Source organism: Flavobacterium sp. Sd200 (genome assembly GCF_009826935.1).
Classification (GTDB): Bacteria; Bacteroidota; Bacteroidia; order Flavobacteriales; family Flavobacteriaceae; genus Flavobacterium.
The window spans coordinates 22,430-37,029 of the sequence record NZ_WUMN01000009.1; the positions used below are offsets into that span (position 1 = coordinate 22,430).

Genomic DNA, 14,600 nt, shown 5'->3' on the forward strand with positions numbered 1-14,600 from the left:
TTTTACAGTAACGTATTTATACTTTCGTTATTTACCTGTTCGCCGTTATATTGCAGCGTCCATCCCATGGTATTGGTTAGTATCAAAAGTTTAGAAAGTTCGCTTAAAAGCCTGTTTTGGGCATTGCTCTTCAGAGTAGATTTCTCGATTTTTTTACTGATGTTTTCCCTTGCAGTCTTGTTTATTTTGTTGTAATCGTCTCCGCTAAAAGTATTCATCTGGCTTTGCTGTACATCATAGAATTTAATGTCAGGGCTTATCTTAATTTCTTCTTTAGGTATATTTTTAATGGTAATGGTTTTTGTAGCCTCGTTAATATCATACTCAATTTTACTCATGTCGTAGGCTACGGTAACATCTGCATTTACAATAACAATAGCCTTTTTTTCAAAAGACATCATATCCATAAAATATTTTTGCTGGTCTTTATAGGTTAGTACTTCGCTAAAATGACCTTCGGTAACCACGAGTTTCCCTACGTTTTTGATTTGCTCTTGTATAAGCGCAGTTTCTTCTATGGTAGTACGCTCAGTATCGTCTTTTTTAAATTCGCAAAAACGAAAAGCAAGTACTGCCACCACAATAATAACCACAACTATAAGTACTTTTTTTACCATTGGGTTTTTATTTTTAAATGTAAGAATATTTATAATAGAACCGTGTTAGGGTAAACCTAAAAAGTAATGTGCGGATACTGTTTTTGCAACGAGGCAATCTTATCAGTCAATTTAGATAGAAATGTTCTATGCTGTTCACCATCGGGATTAAAAGATCTGTGTTGTAAACCTTTTTGTATGCCATCAACGGTTTTCATTATAGTTTGAGATTCCTCGTCGACCCAGGCCTTTGTAAACCGTTCCCAAATATAGTCAATGGCAGTTTGGTTCGGGTGGATCATATCTTCGGCATAAAAGCGGTAATCGCGCAGTTCGTCCATTACGATTTCGTATGATGGGAAGTAATTACAGTTTGATGTTTGTAGTTTACGGTTTATTGTTTGATGTAAGGCCGAGATCAGGTTAGCCTTGCTCCATTGGTTCTCAGTAAAACCATCTTTAATGTGGCGCACAGGAGATATGGTAAATATTAACTGCACCTTGGGGTTTACCTCTGCAATCATATCAATAATATTATTTAAACTTTGTTCTATTGCCTGTATGTTAAGCAGTTCTTTAGTAAATTCCTTTTGAGGTACTTTGTGGCAATTGGCAACAAACTGATTGGTGGTGTTGTAACGATACACCCATGCCGTTCCGAGGGTTATAGCAATATGGCTTGCTTTTTTTATTTCGGCATGGGCTAAGGAGGTAGCGGTATTCAGGTTAGCCAGTAAAACGTCTTTGTCAGAATGACTCAGGTCAGAGTGGGCGTCAAAGCAGTGCCAACGCTCGTTGTGATAAAAAAGATCTTCTTCAGTAAATGCTTTTTGGTTTACGGAATATCCAACAAACTTTTCTAACGCCAGAGGATGAAACAGTATACCAAACGGATTGATAGTGTTGCGAAATTTAAAATAGTTCAGTTTTTGCCCTATATTAACTGCAAAGCACGATCCTAAAGACAGCACTCGTGAGGTATGGCTTATTTTATGTTCGCCCTCTGTAATAGGTATTGGTGTAGAAAACAGCATGCGGTGGCTTTACAAAGTTTATATAGCAAAGTTACAAAACTATATTATCTGCCGCCTGTCGTAAAAAAGTAGAATTTAGGTACATATCTTCTTAACAGTATTGCTGTGGGTATAATTATGAGTAAGGTTATTAAAGGCGCTGCAAGATAGACAATAAACGAAGTAGTGTTTGTAAAACCCATAACCGATAATAATGCTTTTTTAATAATATTAAGTAGTGGCTGATGGGCAACATATATCCAGAACGAATATTTAAAAAGGACGTAATATCTTTTTTGGGTAATATCGACATCTTTATAAAGAATATCGTAGAAATACCAAAGTGCAATAATGCCCGTAATTATGCTTGCTTTGTTCAGCAATATAACCATCCATTTTATATGGAAATGATTTTCGGTTAACAGCGTTTTTACAGTTATTAATACTATCCAGAGCACTAATAAAAGCGTGCTGTTTTTTACACGCGGTAAATTTTGAAGACTGATTTTACTTATACCCCAATAACTCCCTATAAGAAAGAAAAGTAACGATTCGGGAGAAAATAAATATATCCGTGTGTTGGAACACCAAAATACAAAGCTAAATAGAAGGATTGCTTTTGGGGTTAAACTTAGTAACCTATACAACAGCGGACTGATTATTATAAGAACAATCAGGTCGCGGATGAACCATAGTTGTGCGGCTATGGGTAAATAAAATAGGGTTCGTATCCACTTGTCAAAATCATAATCCTGAACAAGATCTTTTGTAAAGAAAGGTTTTGAAAACGGAAAAGACTGGAGAATAAAAAAAAGCAAAATGCCGGATAGCGACCAAAATAAGTACGGGATGGCGAGTGTTTTAAACCTATTTTTAAATTTATCTTTAAACTCTGTTGTGGTACCCGTTTTAATTTTACAGAAGAACAGATACCCGGAAATAATAAAAAACATTGGCACCGCAATATTTGTCAAACCTTTACTGATAAAGTTTTGTGTGAAAGAATTTAGTGTTCTTTGGGCTTTAAGGCTTTCTTCACCAAAATTAAAAATGAGATTTATAGAGTGTATCAGCACCACAAAAATTTGGAGCAGGAAAGATATAGCTACTATTTTGGAGCTGGTATATTTATCTGTCAATGTGGACTGTTATTTGTAATAATAAAGTTAGAAATCAAATTTAGAGATTATTTACAATTCTTGTAATTCCGTTTTTAATCAGTTCCTCATTAAAATTAACCAGCAACCCTAACTTACAGTTTGTAATTTTAAGATACGTTAGCACTTGTTTTAAACAGACAGAATTAAGCTGTTCTACCGATTTAATTTCTATTATAACTTTATCTTCAACAATAAGATCAGCCCGAAAACCCACGTCCATTTTTAAATCATCCCAAAATAACGGTAATGCTTTTTGACGCTCAACTTTTAAACCCAATTTGGTTAACTCATAGTATAAAATAGTTTCATAAACTGTTTCTAAAAGACCGGGACCAAGTTTGACATGTATCCTGTAGCAAGTGTCAACGATTATTTTAGAAATCTCATTTTCAGTCATGGGAACTATTTAATTTTATTTCTCGCAAAGGCGCGAAGACGCAAAGCTGTATGCATAAACTGTTATCATAAATCTAACGTTTAATAAGGCGCAGAGTAAATTACTTCGTAATTTCTTAAGAATGCAAAGCCGACAGGCTTAAAAAAATGCTTTAGCATTTTAATCTTTGCGACTTTTAAACAGACTTCATAAGCAATTATTTATCAAAGTGGCTTTGCGTGACATTTTTCTCAATATTTTATTTTCTCGCAAAGGCGCGAAGGCGCAAAGCTGTATGTGTAAACTGTTATCATAAAGCTAACGTTTAATAAGGCGCAAAGTAAATTACTTCGTAATTTTCGAGAACGTTACCCTCATGCTATCCGGCTCCAAAAATGCTTTAGCATTTTAATCTTTGCGACTTATGTAACGCCTGTATGTGCAATATTTATCCATACAGCTTTGCGCCTTCGCGCCTTTGCGAGAAAAAATCTTTCACAAAACTTCTTACTTCACAAAATTCACCGCTGCTGCCAGTGCCTCAGCAATACCCTCCGGTTTTTTACCTCCGGCAGTAGCAAAGAAAGGCTGGCCGCCGCCGCCGCCCTGAATGTATTTGCCAAGCTCTTTAACCACAGCACCTGCATTAAAGCCTTTTTTGGCTACCAACTCTTTAGAGATGTAGCAGGTAAGCATAGGTTTGTTATCTTCGGCAGTAGCAAGCACAATAAAAAGGTTCGTGCCAAGAGCGCCCAGTTCGTAAGCAAGGTCTTTAGCCCCAGTAGGGTCAAGTGCCACCTGTTTTGCAAGGAACTGCACCCCGTTTATTTGCTGTAGTTCGGCAGCAAGTTCGCCTTTAAGGTTTTTAGCCTTATCGCGAAGCAATGCCTCTACCTGTTTTTTAAGTTTTGCATTCTCGTCCTGTAAAGACACCACTGCTTTTAAAGTGTCCTGCGGATTTTTAAGCGTAGCCTTAATTTCGTCGAGAGTTTGCTCCTGTGCAGCAAAGAAATTTTTAACCGCAGTTCCGGTTATCGCTTCAATTCGGCGTATGCCGGCCGCTACAGCACCCTCGCTGATAATTTTAAAATACCATATATCGGCAGTGTTTTTTACGTGCGTACCGCCGCAAAGCTCCATACTGTCGCCAAATTTAATAGCACGTACACTGTCGCCATATTTTTCGCCAAACAATGCCATGGCACCTTCTTCAACCGCCTGTTTAAACGGAATATTCCTGCGCTCTATAAGCGGTAGGTGTTCCTGTATGCGGGCGTTTACAAAATCTTCTACCTCTTTAAGCTGCTCGTCGGTTACTTTACTAAAGTGCGAAAAGTCAAAACGCAGGTAGTTAGGGCTAACCAATGATCCTTTTTGCTCTACGTGCGTGCCCAATATAGTACGCAATGCCTGGTGCAGTAAGTGCGTAGCGGTATGGTTGCTTTGCGACTCGTCCCTTAGCGTTTCGTTTACTACAGCAGTAAAGGCAGCATTTACGTTTTCCGGCAGCGATTTTGTAATATGCAGTATAAGGTTATTCTCTTTTTTAGTATCAATAACTTCAATGCTTTCATTGGCCGATTTCAGTACGCCTTTATCGCCCACCTGGCCGCCGCCTTCAGGGTAAAATGGTGTAGCGTCAAGCACTATCTGATATAATAATCCGTCCTTTTTAGAATCTATTTTACGGTAGCGTGTAATGTTAACCTCATTTTCAAGCTGGTCATAGCCCACAAAACTTTCGGTATTGCCGTCAACAAGGGTAACCCAGTCGTCTTTAGCTACTTCGCTTGCAGCACGGCTGCGGTCTTTTTGTTTTTTAAGCTCGGCATCAAAACCGTCTTTATCATACGTATATCCTTTTTCTTTAAGGATAAGCGCCGTAAGGTCTTCCGGAAAGCCAAAAGTATCATACAGTTCAAAAGCTTTTGCACCACTTACTTCCTTGCCTTCAGTCTGGGTAATTACGTTGTCAAGCAACTGTAATCCCTGGTCAAGCGTTCTTAAGAACGAGGCCTCTTCCTCACGAATCACATTAGTAACCAATGCTTGTTGCGATTTAATCTCAGGGAAAAATTCACCCATTTGTGCAGCAAGCACCGCCACAAGCTGGTTAATAAACGGTTCTTTAGTATCAAGGAACGTAAACCCGTAACGGATAGCCCTCCTTAATATCCTGCGGATGACATAGCCCGCACCACCGTTAGACGGCAGCTGACCATCGGCAATGGCAAAAGCCACGGCACGAACGTGGTCGGCAATAACGCGAATGGCAATATTGGTTTTGTCTTCGGTTTCGTTAGCCGCCTTTATAGTGTATTTTTTGCCTGTAAGGCTTTCAATTTTTTCGATAAGCGGTGTAAAAACATCGGTATCATAGTTAGACGTAACACCCTGCAATACCATACAAAGGCGCTCAAAGCCCATACCGGTATCTACGTGTTGTGCAGGCAGTTTCTCAAGGCTTTTATCGGCCTTGCGGTTAAACTCCATAAACACGTTGTTCCATATCTCTACAACCTGTGGGTGGTCGTTGTTTACAAGGCTTTTGCCCGATACCAAAGCTTTCTCTTCGGCACTGCGGATGTCTACGTGAATTTCAGAGCACGGTCCGCACGGACCCTGGTCGCCCATTTCCCAAAAGTTGTCTTTTTTATTGCCCAGCAATATGCGGTCTTCATCTATCAGTTCTTTCCAAATATCATACGCTTCCCGGTCAAACGGCACACCCTCTTCGGGGTTGCCTTCAAAAACCGAAACATACAATATATCTTTCGGAATTTTATATACTTCCGTTAGCAGTTCCCATGCCCAGTTAATGGCATCCCTTTTAAAATAATCGCCAAAGCTCCAGTTGCCCAGCATTTCAAACATGGTATGGTGGTAGGTATCAAAGCCTACATCTTCAAGGTCGTTGTGCTTTCCGCTCACGCGAAGGCATTTTTGGGTATCGGCAATACGGTTGCTTTTAGGTATGGCATTGCCCAAAAAATATTCTTTAAACTGGGCCATACCGCTGTTGTTAAACATCAGGGTAGGGTCGTCTTTAGTAACTATGGGAGCAGAAGGCACGATAAGGTGGCCCCTGTCGGCAAAAAATTGTAGGAATTGTTTTCTTATATCCTGGCTTTTCATGGGTATGAAAGTTTGTTTTATGTTCTGTATCAACTGTGGTTAGTGCCTTTATACATCAAAAAATGAGCGTAAAACCGTAACATTTCTTACATTTGTGCGTTTATGGTTTTACAGTTTAAAGCATTTACCGTAAGCTGCAAAAATAGAATAATTTAAGAACATGGCGAAGGCAAAATATTATTACGATTCCGAAAAGCTGGCCTTTACTAAGATAAAGACCAGGAAGGGGAAAAAAATAGGTGTTGTGGTGCTGTTTATTGCCGCAGCCGCGCTGTTTGGCTTTTTGTGTTTTGTAGTGCTGTTAAATACTCCTTTTTTCGAAACGCCCAAAGACAGGCTGCAGGCAAGGGAAATAGAATATATGAAAATTCAGTACGAACTCCTTAACCGCAAGACTGCCCTTATAGAAGAGGCATTGGGCAGTGTAGAGGAGCGCGACAACAACCTGTACCGCACTTATTTTAACAGTACACCAATACCCGAAGAGCAGCGCAAGGCAGGATTTGGAGGGGTAAACCGATACAAGGGGCTGGAGGGCTACAACAATTCGCAACTGGTAGAGGGTACTACTAAAAGGCTCGACGTACTGGCAAAGGAACTGGTTATACAAAGCAAATCGCTGGATGAGATAGCCAAGCTTGCAAAAGACAAAGAAAAACTGCTGGCCGCTATTCCGGCCATTCAGCCTGTAAAGAACGAAGACCTGCGTGCCATGGCATCGGGTTTTGGATACAGGACCGATCCTTTTACAAAGGTGCGTAAGTTTCACGCCGGGATGGATTTTTCTGCCCGCACCGGCACGCCTGTCTATGCGACCGGAGATGGCGTGGTAACAATTGCCGATGCACGCGCGTCCGGATACGGTAACCATATTGTTATCCGCCACGGCTATGGTTATGAAACACTTTACGGGCATCTTAGCCGCTACAAGGCCAAGGCCGGGCAAAGGGTAAAACGCGGTGATGTTATTGGCTATGTAGGCAGTACAGGGCGCAGCGAAGCACCTCACCTGCACTATGAAGTGCACAAGAACGGACCTGTGGTAAACCCGTTAAATTTTTATTACGGCAATATTTCTGCTAAAGAATACATTTTAATTTCTAAATTAGCTAACCAGGAAAACCAATCCCTCGATTAATGCATTTAGACCTGCCCGAAAAACGATACTACAGTATAGGCGAACTCGCTAAGGCTTTTGATGTTAACGCATCCCTAATTCGCTTTTGGGATAAGGAGTTCGACATCCTTAAGCCTAAGAAGAATGCCAAGGGCAACCGTATGTTTACTCCGGAAGATGTAAAAAACCTGCAACTTATTTATCACTTGGTTAAAGAGCGTGGGTTTACGCTCGAAGGGGCAAAAGTACACCTGAAGGAAGGACAGAAAAAAACGCTGGATAAGTTTGAAATTATCCGTAAATTAGAAGCTATAAAAACCCAGTTGACAAACATTAAAAACGAACTCTAAAAAATAGAAAAATGAAAAAGTGGTTAATACCCGTACTTATTATTGTAGCAATAATTGTAATAGGCTTTTTTTGGTCTATGAAAGTTAAAAATGGCGCTATTGCGGAAAATCAAAATGTTGCCGAATCATGGGGTAATGTTAACACTTCTTACCAGCGCAGGAACGACCTTATAGGCAACCTTGTAAAAACAGTATCGGGCGCAGCAAATTTTGAAAAAAGCACACTTGTAGAGGTTACCGAGGCACGCTCTAAGGCAAATTCTGTGCAGGTAGACCCATCTAACGCCACACCGGAGCAGCTTGCGGCATTTGCAAAAGCACAATCAGAACTTATGGGGTCGGTTAATAAGCTTATAGGTAACGTAACTGTAGAAAGGTATCCTGACCTGAAGTCAAACCAAAACTTCTTGAAATTACAGGACGAACTTGCCTCAACAGAGAATACAATACAAACGGCAAGAAACCGCTATAATGAAACCGTTAAGGATTATAATAATTACGTGCTGAAATTCCCTAACTCTATGTTCGTTGGCGAATATAAAGAGAAACCATACTTTAATGCAGTTGAGGGTGCCGATAAACCAGTAGATGTAGAATTTAATATAAAATAGCCCCATGGCCGAAGTAACCGAATTTTTAACCCCTGCACAGGAAGAGGCTGTTGTTGCAGCTATTGGGCAGGCCGAGAAAAACACATCGGGCGAAATAAGGGTGCACATAGAAAACCATTCTGAAAAACCTCCGCTCGAAAGGGCACAGGAGGTTTTTCTTGCTTTAGGCATGCATGCAACCGCCGCCCGTAACGGGGTGTTGTTTTATGTGGGCGTTGCAGATAAGTCGTTTGCCATTGTGGGCGATGAAGGTATTGATAAGGCTGTAGAGAATGATTTTTGGGATTGTACTAAAGATACTGTTATAGATCATTTTAAACAGGGCTTGTTTGCCGAAGGGCTTGTGGCAGGCATATTGCGCGCAGGCGAAAGGCTTAAGCATTACTTTCCGTATGCCGATGACGACAAGAACGAACTTCCGGATACCATATCTAAAGGATAATGAAAAAAATACATACCGCATTTATACTGTTGCTACTCGTTTGCTTCGCGTTTCCGCAGGCGGGGTTTGCACAGTTTGATATTCCGCCAAAGCCTGATTTCCAGACCAGCGTTTACGATTATGCCAAATTGCTGCCCGAAGCTGAAAAACAGCAATTGGAGCGCAAGCTAATCAACTATGCCGACAGCACCTCAACACAAATTGTTATTGCCATTGCACCTACAATCAAGGGCGAAAACATAGGGCTGCTTACACCAAAATGGGGTCAGGAATGGGGAGTGGGAGGATCTTCTAAAGAAGATAATGGTGTGTTTATTTTACTGGCAGAAAAAGAGCGTCAAATATGGATTTCTCCCGGCTATGGTGTAGAAGACCGGCTTACTGCAGGCCAGGTGGGTGAAATGACACGTGAAGTTATCATTCCTGAATTTAAAGCTGGAAGCTATTATAATGGACTTGATAAAGGTACCGACGCAATTATAAAAATGCTTGCCGGGAAATATAAAGGCACCCGCAAGGGCAGTGATGGCGGCAATGACGGTGGCGGTGCCGCAGGTATATTAGTTTTCTTTATCATTATAATTATTGTTGTTATATCGTTCCTGTCGCGCAGGGGCGGTGGTGGCCGTGGTGGTAATGGTGGCCGTGGCGGCGGCGATATTGCCGACTCTATACTTACAGGAATGATATTAGGCAGCCTGGGCAGGAGCTCCGGAAGGGGTGGCGGCTTTGGCGGTGGTTTTGGCTCCGGAGGCGGAGGTGGTTTTGGTGGTGGTTTTGGCGGCGGCGGCTTTAGTGGCGGTGGTGCAGGAGGTAGCTGGTAGATATTAAAACAACCAAAACTTTGTAAAATAAGAGGGATTTTGTGTTGGATTGCAGTTTTTGTACAATTTTTTGTATAAAATTGCGTAGTATAACTACATCAATCAATCTTATACTATAATGTTTTTAAAATCATCGTTACCTCTTCTTAAAAAGAAGCTGTTGTTTTTATGCCTGCTTGTTTCGTCATCAGTTATAAGCCAGACAACTGTTAGCGGTACAATTACCGATTCAGCTACCAAACAGCCCCTTGCTTTTGCCAGCGTTGTTTTCAACGATAATAATACAACAGGGGTTACAGCCGATATAGACGGTAAGTTTACCTATACATCTGCAAAGCCCCTAACCAAGCTTACCTGTAGTTATGTAGGCTACAAGACGCAAACCTTAATCCTGAACGGCAACCCGCTCAATCTGAATATTCGGTTGGAGTTTTCTTCTAATGAACTAAAGGAGGTAGTTATCAGCGGAGAAAATCCGGCGAATGCCATAATGCGAAAGGTTATTGCCAATAAAGATATTAACGACCCCGAGAATATTCCGTCGTTTACCTGCCGTACTTACAACAAAGTGGTTTTTGACATGAAGTTTAAAAAGGCTGAAGACAGCCTGAAACTTAAGCAAAAATTAAACGGGCATTTGTTTATGATGGAGTCGGTATCAGAACGGAAATTCATTGCCCCAGATATTAGCGAAGAGAAGGTTATAGCTACAAAGGCATCGGGTTTAAAAGATCCGCATTTTGCATCCCTGGCAACCGATCTGCAACCGTTTTCATTTTATAAAGACAACATTACTTTTTTTAATGTAAACTACCTCAACCCAGTCACTAAAGGCAGCCTTAATAAATATAAGTTTGCCATTCAGGATACATTATATACCAACAACGATACGGTTTATGTTTTGTCTTATAAACCTTTGCCAAAAAAGAATTTTGAAGGGTTAACGGGGCTGCTGTATATAAATACCCATAAATATGCAGTGCAAAACGTTACAGCATCGCCCTATGAAAAAGGCAAAATAGATATAAAAATACAACAACAGTACGGTCTGAAAGATGGCTACTGGTTTCCGGAACAATTAAACTATGTATTGAGTTTTGCCGAAAGCCCGAACAAAGCGTTAGGCATAATGGTTGCCGAAGGCAAAAGTTACATAGACGATGTAGTGATAAATCCGCCATTGCGAAAGCGTGACTTTCCACTCCAGGCAGTACACATGGATGACAATGCCGGGAAAAAAGACAGCCTGTATTGGGCAGGAGTGCGTAAAGACCCTCTCACTATTTATGAACAGAATACCTATAAATATATTGACAGCCTGGGACAGAAATACAATTTTGACAGGCTCATGACCTTGTCTGAAAAGCTTGCCACAGGGCGCATTCCTTGGGGATTTATAGATGTAGATATTACAAAGGCGTTTATTTTTAACCGCTACGAAGGCTGGAGGCCGGGGCTGGGGCTTTACACTAACGATAAGCTAATTAAAAATGTTTCAATAGGTGGCTATGCAGGCTATGGCCTTGAAGACCATGACTGGAAATACAGTGGCGAAGCAGTGTTTACGGTGTCAAAAAAACACGAGTTTGTGTTTAGGGGAAAATACCAGGATAACCTTATCGAAACCGGGAAGCATGGCTATAAGTTTCCGGTACCGAATGCCTACAACACAAGAGCTTTGCTGGGCTATCAATATGACAGGGTGCAGGAAGCCAGGGCCGAAGTAGGCTTTAGGGCTTTGCGATACACCAAATGGAATATTGGACTGACTACCGGACGAACCACGCCTATGTATAATTATGCTTTTACACACAATGGCAAAACATACATTCAGTATAATAACACAGAGCTTGGTGTTAACCTTAAGTTTGCATTTAAAGAGCGCATTGTGGGAGGATTTGGGCAAAACATAAGCATGGGAACCGTTTATCCTGTGTTATTCCTGCACTATGCACGTGGGCTTAAAGGTGCTTTTGATGGAAACTTTGAGTACAACAAAATTGAAGCAGCGGTAGAGCAGTCGTTCCTTATAAAAAATGTGGGGCGCACTACTTATCGATTAGAAGGCGGTTATATAGATCGCGCATTGCCTTACGGGATGCTGTTTACCGGCGAGGGAAGTTATGATACCAAATATCCGCTCATCATCCGCAGGACATTTCAAACGGTAAGGCCTTACGAATTTTTGTCAGACAGGTATGTAAACCTGTTTACGTCTCACAATTTCGGTGGTTTGCTGTTTAAAACCGACTGGTTCCAACCACAACTGGTATTGCATAATAATTTTGGTTGGGGTAACCTTAAGCATACCGAAGGGCACAGTTTTATTAACTATAAAACAAAAGATAAATTTTTCTCTGAAACAGGCCTGCAGGTAGATAACATTTTAAAATTCAACTATCTTAATATAGGTTATCTGGGGCTTGGGGCAGGTGTGTTTTACCGTTATGGTGGGTATGCTTACAGCGATGCTGCCGATAATGCCATTTTTAAAGTAACCATGTCGTTCTCTATCAAGTAAAATTACGATATTAGTGCTGCCGTCAAATACTATTCTTCGTTTAAAAATACATGAATCCAGCATCGCTATCCGGCAAAATACGCAGGTTTTTAGCAGCCATTTGGCTGTACATTGTGCATTGGGTAAAGGCAAACAAAATCAAGTCGGGTGTAATTGCGGCATTATTGATAGCCTATTATTTTTGCCTTCCGCGTACACTTTTTGAAACTCCCTATGCCACTGTAATAGAAAGTGCCGAGGGCGAACTTTTGGGAGCACGTATTGCAAAAGATGGACAATGGCGTTTTCCTGCACAGGACAGTGTGCCATACAAATTCAGGCAATGCATAGTATATTTTGAAGACCAGCATTTTTACCGTCATCCGGGGTTTAATCCTGTGGCCATCGCAAAAGCTGTAAAGCAAAACCATGATGCAGGCAGGGTAGTGCGGGGTGGCAGCACACTAACACAGCAGGTAATTCGTCTTAGTAGAGAACATAAAAAGCGTAGCTATTTTGAAAAGTTTATAGAAATTATACTCGCCACCCGTTTAGAATTTCGCCATAGCAAAGATGATATATTAGGTCTGTATGCCGCACATGCGCCTTATGGAGGCAATGTAGTAGGACTGCAAATGGCTTCGTGGCGTTATTTTGGTGTTCAGCCACAGCAATTGTCGTGGGCAGAGAGCGCAACACTGGCGGTATTGCCTAATGCACCGGCACTTATCTATCCGGGAAAAAATCAAATCAAACTTCGCGAGAAGCGCAATCGCCTGCTCAAAAAACTTTTCGACGAAACAATAATCGATAAAACCACTTACGAACTTTCGTTAAAGGAACCCCTGCCGCAAAAGCCTTTTAATTTGCCACAGGCTGCACCACATTTATTACAGCACATAGCCAAAACAAAACAGGGGCAGCGTATAAAAACAACCGTAAAAAGTGAGTTGCAAAACCGTGTAAACCAAATTGCGTCGCGCTATTATCAGGAATACCGCCAAACCGAAGTACACAACCTTGCCGTTTTGGTAATAGATGTGCAAACACATAACATTGTTGCCTATGTGGGCAATGCACCAACCGATGCCGCCCACCAAAAAGATGTAGATGTTATTACCGCCCCAAGAAGTACAGGCAGTATTTTAAAACCCTTTTTGTTTGCCTCAATGCTCGATGCCGGCGAATTGTTGCCCAACACACTCGTGTCCGATGTACCCACCCAGATTGCAGGCTACAGCCCTAAAAACTATGAACTGACTTATGATGGTGCTGTGCCTGCACAACGTGCACTATCAAGGTCGCTTAACATTCCGGCGGTGCTGATGCTGAAAGATTTTGGAGTATATAAATTTTATGAGCAGTTGCAGCATTTTAAGCTGCGCGATATTAAAAAACATCCCAACCATTATGGGTTGTCGCTTATTCTTGGTGGTGCCGAAAGCAACCTGTGGGATCTGTGCCGAACATATGCCGGGCTGACCTCTACACTTAATTATTTCACTGCCCACGATGCCAAATACCACACCAATGAGTTTGCCGAGCTGAATTGGGATTCATCTGATAGTGCTGATTTTGGCAAAGAGGTTTACGATAAACCACAGCTTGGCGCAAGCTCTATATGGCTTACCTATAATGCCATGAAAGAAGTTAACCGCCCTGAAGCCGATGAGGCTTGGCGTTTTTATGATTCGTCTTTAGAAATTGCCTGGAAAACCGGAACCAGTTTTGGCAGCCGCGATGCCTGGGCTATTGGTACAAACTCTCGCTATGTGGTGGGGGTGTGGGTAGGTAATGCATCGGGAGAGGGCAGGCCATCGCTTACGGGTGTGGGCAGTGCAGCACCTGTTTTATTTGATGTTTTTAACCTGTTGCCGCGTCAACGTTGGTTTGCCGCACCACTTAACGACCTTGAAGAGGCAGATATTTGCAAATTGAGCGGTCATATTGCAGGGGAATACTGCCTGGCAGAAAAGCAGTGGATTCCGTTGAAAGGTAGCCGAACCAGCGTATGTCCGTATCATAAATTGGTACATTTGGATTCTACAGGGCGGTATCGCGTAAACAGCAGTTGTGAGAGTGTCGACAAAATGCAGACAAGATCGTGGTTTGTGCTGCCGCCTGTAATGGAGTGGTACTATAAAGGCGGGCACATGGATTACATGCCGTTGCCTCCATTCAGGCCTGATTGTGAAGCTGGTTCTGGTGCCTATATGGATTTTATCTACCCAAAAGAGAATGGGAAAATATACCTGACTAAAGATTTTAACGGCAGGCTGCAACCTTTTATAGTTAAGGCCGCCCATACTCAAAACAATGCCAGGCTGTTTTGGTATCTTAATGATAAATATCTGGGCGAAACCCAAACCTTTCATGAAATGCAGATAAAGGCAAACACGGGCAACTATACTATTACCATTACCGACGAATCAGGCAATGAGGTGCAAAGACGGGTAGAAATCGTGAGTGAGTAAAC

At 41.6% G+C, this 14,600-nt stretch carries 12 protein-coding genes; 7 read left to right on the forward strand and 5 right to left on the reverse strand.

All coding sequences use genetic code 11. The features are described 5' to 3' along the window. Positions 1 to 2 precede the first annotated feature (2 nt). The 5 genes from GR160_RS17440 to alaS form a co-directional block, all read right to left on the reverse strand. Entirely contained in the window at positions 3 to 617 is a 615-nt protein-coding gene (locus GR160_RS17440; protein ID WP_160751184.1) for a DUF4230 domain-containing protein, read from the reverse strand. A 56-nt stretch (positions 618 to 673) separates the two neighbouring features. Beyond that, a complete protein-coding gene (locus GR160_RS17445) occupies positions 674 to 1,630 on the reverse strand; it encodes a GSCFA domain-containing protein (protein ID WP_160751185.1) in 957 nt (318 codons plus the stop codon). 44 nt (positions 1,631 to 1,674) lie between these two features. Next, positions 1,675 to 2,748, reverse strand: a complete 1,074-nt coding sequence (locus tag GR160_RS17450; protein WP_160751186.1) for an acyltransferase — start codon at positions 2,746 to 2,748, stop codon at positions 1,675 to 1,677. 40 nt (positions 2,749 to 2,788) lie between these two features. Further along, positions 2,789 to 3,166 (reverse strand): GxxExxY protein, encoded by a 378-nt coding sequence (locus GR160_RS17455; protein WP_160751187.1) that lies wholly within the window; start codon positions 3,164 to 3,166, stop codon positions 2,789 to 2,791. A 486-nt stretch (positions 3,167 to 3,652) separates the two neighbouring features. Next, complete coding sequence (alaS, locus tag GR160_RS17460) at positions 3,653 to 6,280, reverse strand: alanine--tRNA ligase (protein WP_160751188.1); 2,628 nt, start codon at positions 6,278 to 6,280, stop codon at positions 3,653 to 3,655. Between the two features lie 160 nt (positions 6,281 to 6,440). Between alaS and GR160_RS17465 the strand changes: the two genes are divergently transcribed. The 7 genes from GR160_RS17465 (at position 6,441) to pbpC (ending at position 14,598) form a co-directional block, all read left to right on the forward strand. Further along, positions 6,441 to 7,418: a M23 family metallopeptidase gene (locus GR160_RS17465; protein ID WP_160751189.1), complete on the forward strand. Its 978-nt coding sequence runs from the start codon at positions 6,441 to 6,443 to the stop codon at positions 7,416 to 7,418. Further along, positions 7,418 to 7,747 (forward strand): MerR family transcriptional regulator, encoded by a 330-nt coding sequence (locus tag GR160_RS17470; RefSeq protein ID WP_160751190.1) that lies wholly within the window; start codon positions 7,418 to 7,420, stop codon positions 7,745 to 7,747. Before GR160_RS17465 ends, GR160_RS17470 begins: the two co-directional genes overlap by 1 nt. 11 nt (positions 7,748 to 7,758) lie before the next feature. Further along, positions 7,759 to 8,358, forward strand: coding sequence for a LemA family protein (locus tag GR160_RS17475; protein ID WP_160751191.1), 600 nt, complete (start codon positions 7,759 to 7,761; stop codon positions 8,356 to 8,358). A gap of 4 nt (positions 8,359 to 8,362) precedes the next feature. Next, positions 8,363 to 8,800: a TPM domain-containing protein gene (locus GR160_RS17480; protein WP_160751192.1), complete on the forward strand. Its 438-nt coding sequence runs from the start codon at positions 8,363 to 8,365 to the stop codon at positions 8,798 to 8,800. Continuing rightward, positions 8,800 to 9,624 (forward strand): YgcG family protein, encoded by an 825-nt coding sequence (locus GR160_RS17485; protein ID WP_160751193.1) that lies wholly within the window; start codon positions 8,800 to 8,802, stop codon positions 9,622 to 9,624. The genes GR160_RS17480 and GR160_RS17485 overlap by 1 nt, the downstream gene beginning before the upstream one ends. A gap of 118 nt (positions 9,625 to 9,742) precedes the next feature. Continuing rightward, positions 9,743 to 12,145 (forward strand): DUF5686 and carboxypeptidase-like regulatory domain-containing protein, encoded by a 2,403-nt coding sequence (locus GR160_RS17490; RefSeq protein WP_160751194.1) that lies wholly within the window; start codon positions 9,743 to 9,745, stop codon positions 12,143 to 12,145. 50 nt (positions 12,146 to 12,195) lie between these two features. Beyond that, positions 12,196 to 14,598 (forward strand): penicillin-binding protein 1C, encoded by a 2,403-nt coding sequence (pbpC, locus tag GR160_RS17495; protein ID WP_160751195.1) that lies wholly within the window; start codon positions 12,196 to 12,198, stop codon positions 14,596 to 14,598. Positions 14,599 to 14,600: the final 2 nt, after the last annotated feature.

Excerpts from the sequence above, each read along its gene's own strand:
- alaS (WP_160751188.1), bottom strand. The coding sequence starts at position 6,280 with ATGAAAAGCCAGGATATAAGAAAACAATTCCTACAATTTTTTGCCGAC.
- GR160_RS17475 (WP_160751191.1), top strand. The coding sequence starts at position 7,759 with ATGAAAAAGTGGTTAATACCCGTACTTATTATTGTAGCAATAATTGTA.
- GR160_RS17485 (WP_160751193.1), top strand. The coding sequence starts at position 8,800 with ATGAAAAAAATACATACCGCATTTATACTGTTGCTACTCGTTTGCTTC.
- GR160_RS17445 (WP_160751185.1), bottom strand. The coding sequence starts at position 1,630 with ATGCTGTTTTCTACACCAATACCTATTACAGAGGGCGAACATAAAATA.
- GR160_RS17465 (WP_160751189.1), top strand. The coding sequence starts at position 6,441 with ATGGCGAAGGCAAAATATTATTACGATTCCGAAAAGCTGGCCTTTACT.
- GR160_RS17440 (WP_160751184.1), bottom strand. The coding sequence starts at position 617 with ATGGTAAAAAAAGTACTTATAGTTGTGGTTATTATTGTGGTGGCAGTA.
- GR160_RS17490 (WP_160751194.1), top strand. The coding sequence starts at position 9,743 with ATGTTTTTAAAATCATCGTTACCTCTTCTTAAAAAGAAGCTGTTGTTT.
- GR160_RS17455 (WP_160751187.1), bottom strand. The coding sequence starts at position 3,166 with ATGACTGAAAATGAGATTTCTAAAATAATCGTTGACACTTGCTACAGG.
- GR160_RS17480 (WP_160751192.1), top strand. The coding sequence starts at position 8,363 with ATGGCCGAAGTAACCGAATTTTTAACCCCTGCACAGGAAGAGGCTGTT.
- GR160_RS17470 (WP_160751190.1), top strand. The coding sequence starts at position 7,418 with ATGCATTTAGACCTGCCCGAAAAACGATACTACAGTATAGGCGAACTC.
- pbpC (WP_160751195.1), top strand. The coding sequence starts at position 12,196 with ATGAATCCAGCATCGCTATCCGGCAAAATACGCAGGTTTTTAGCAGCC.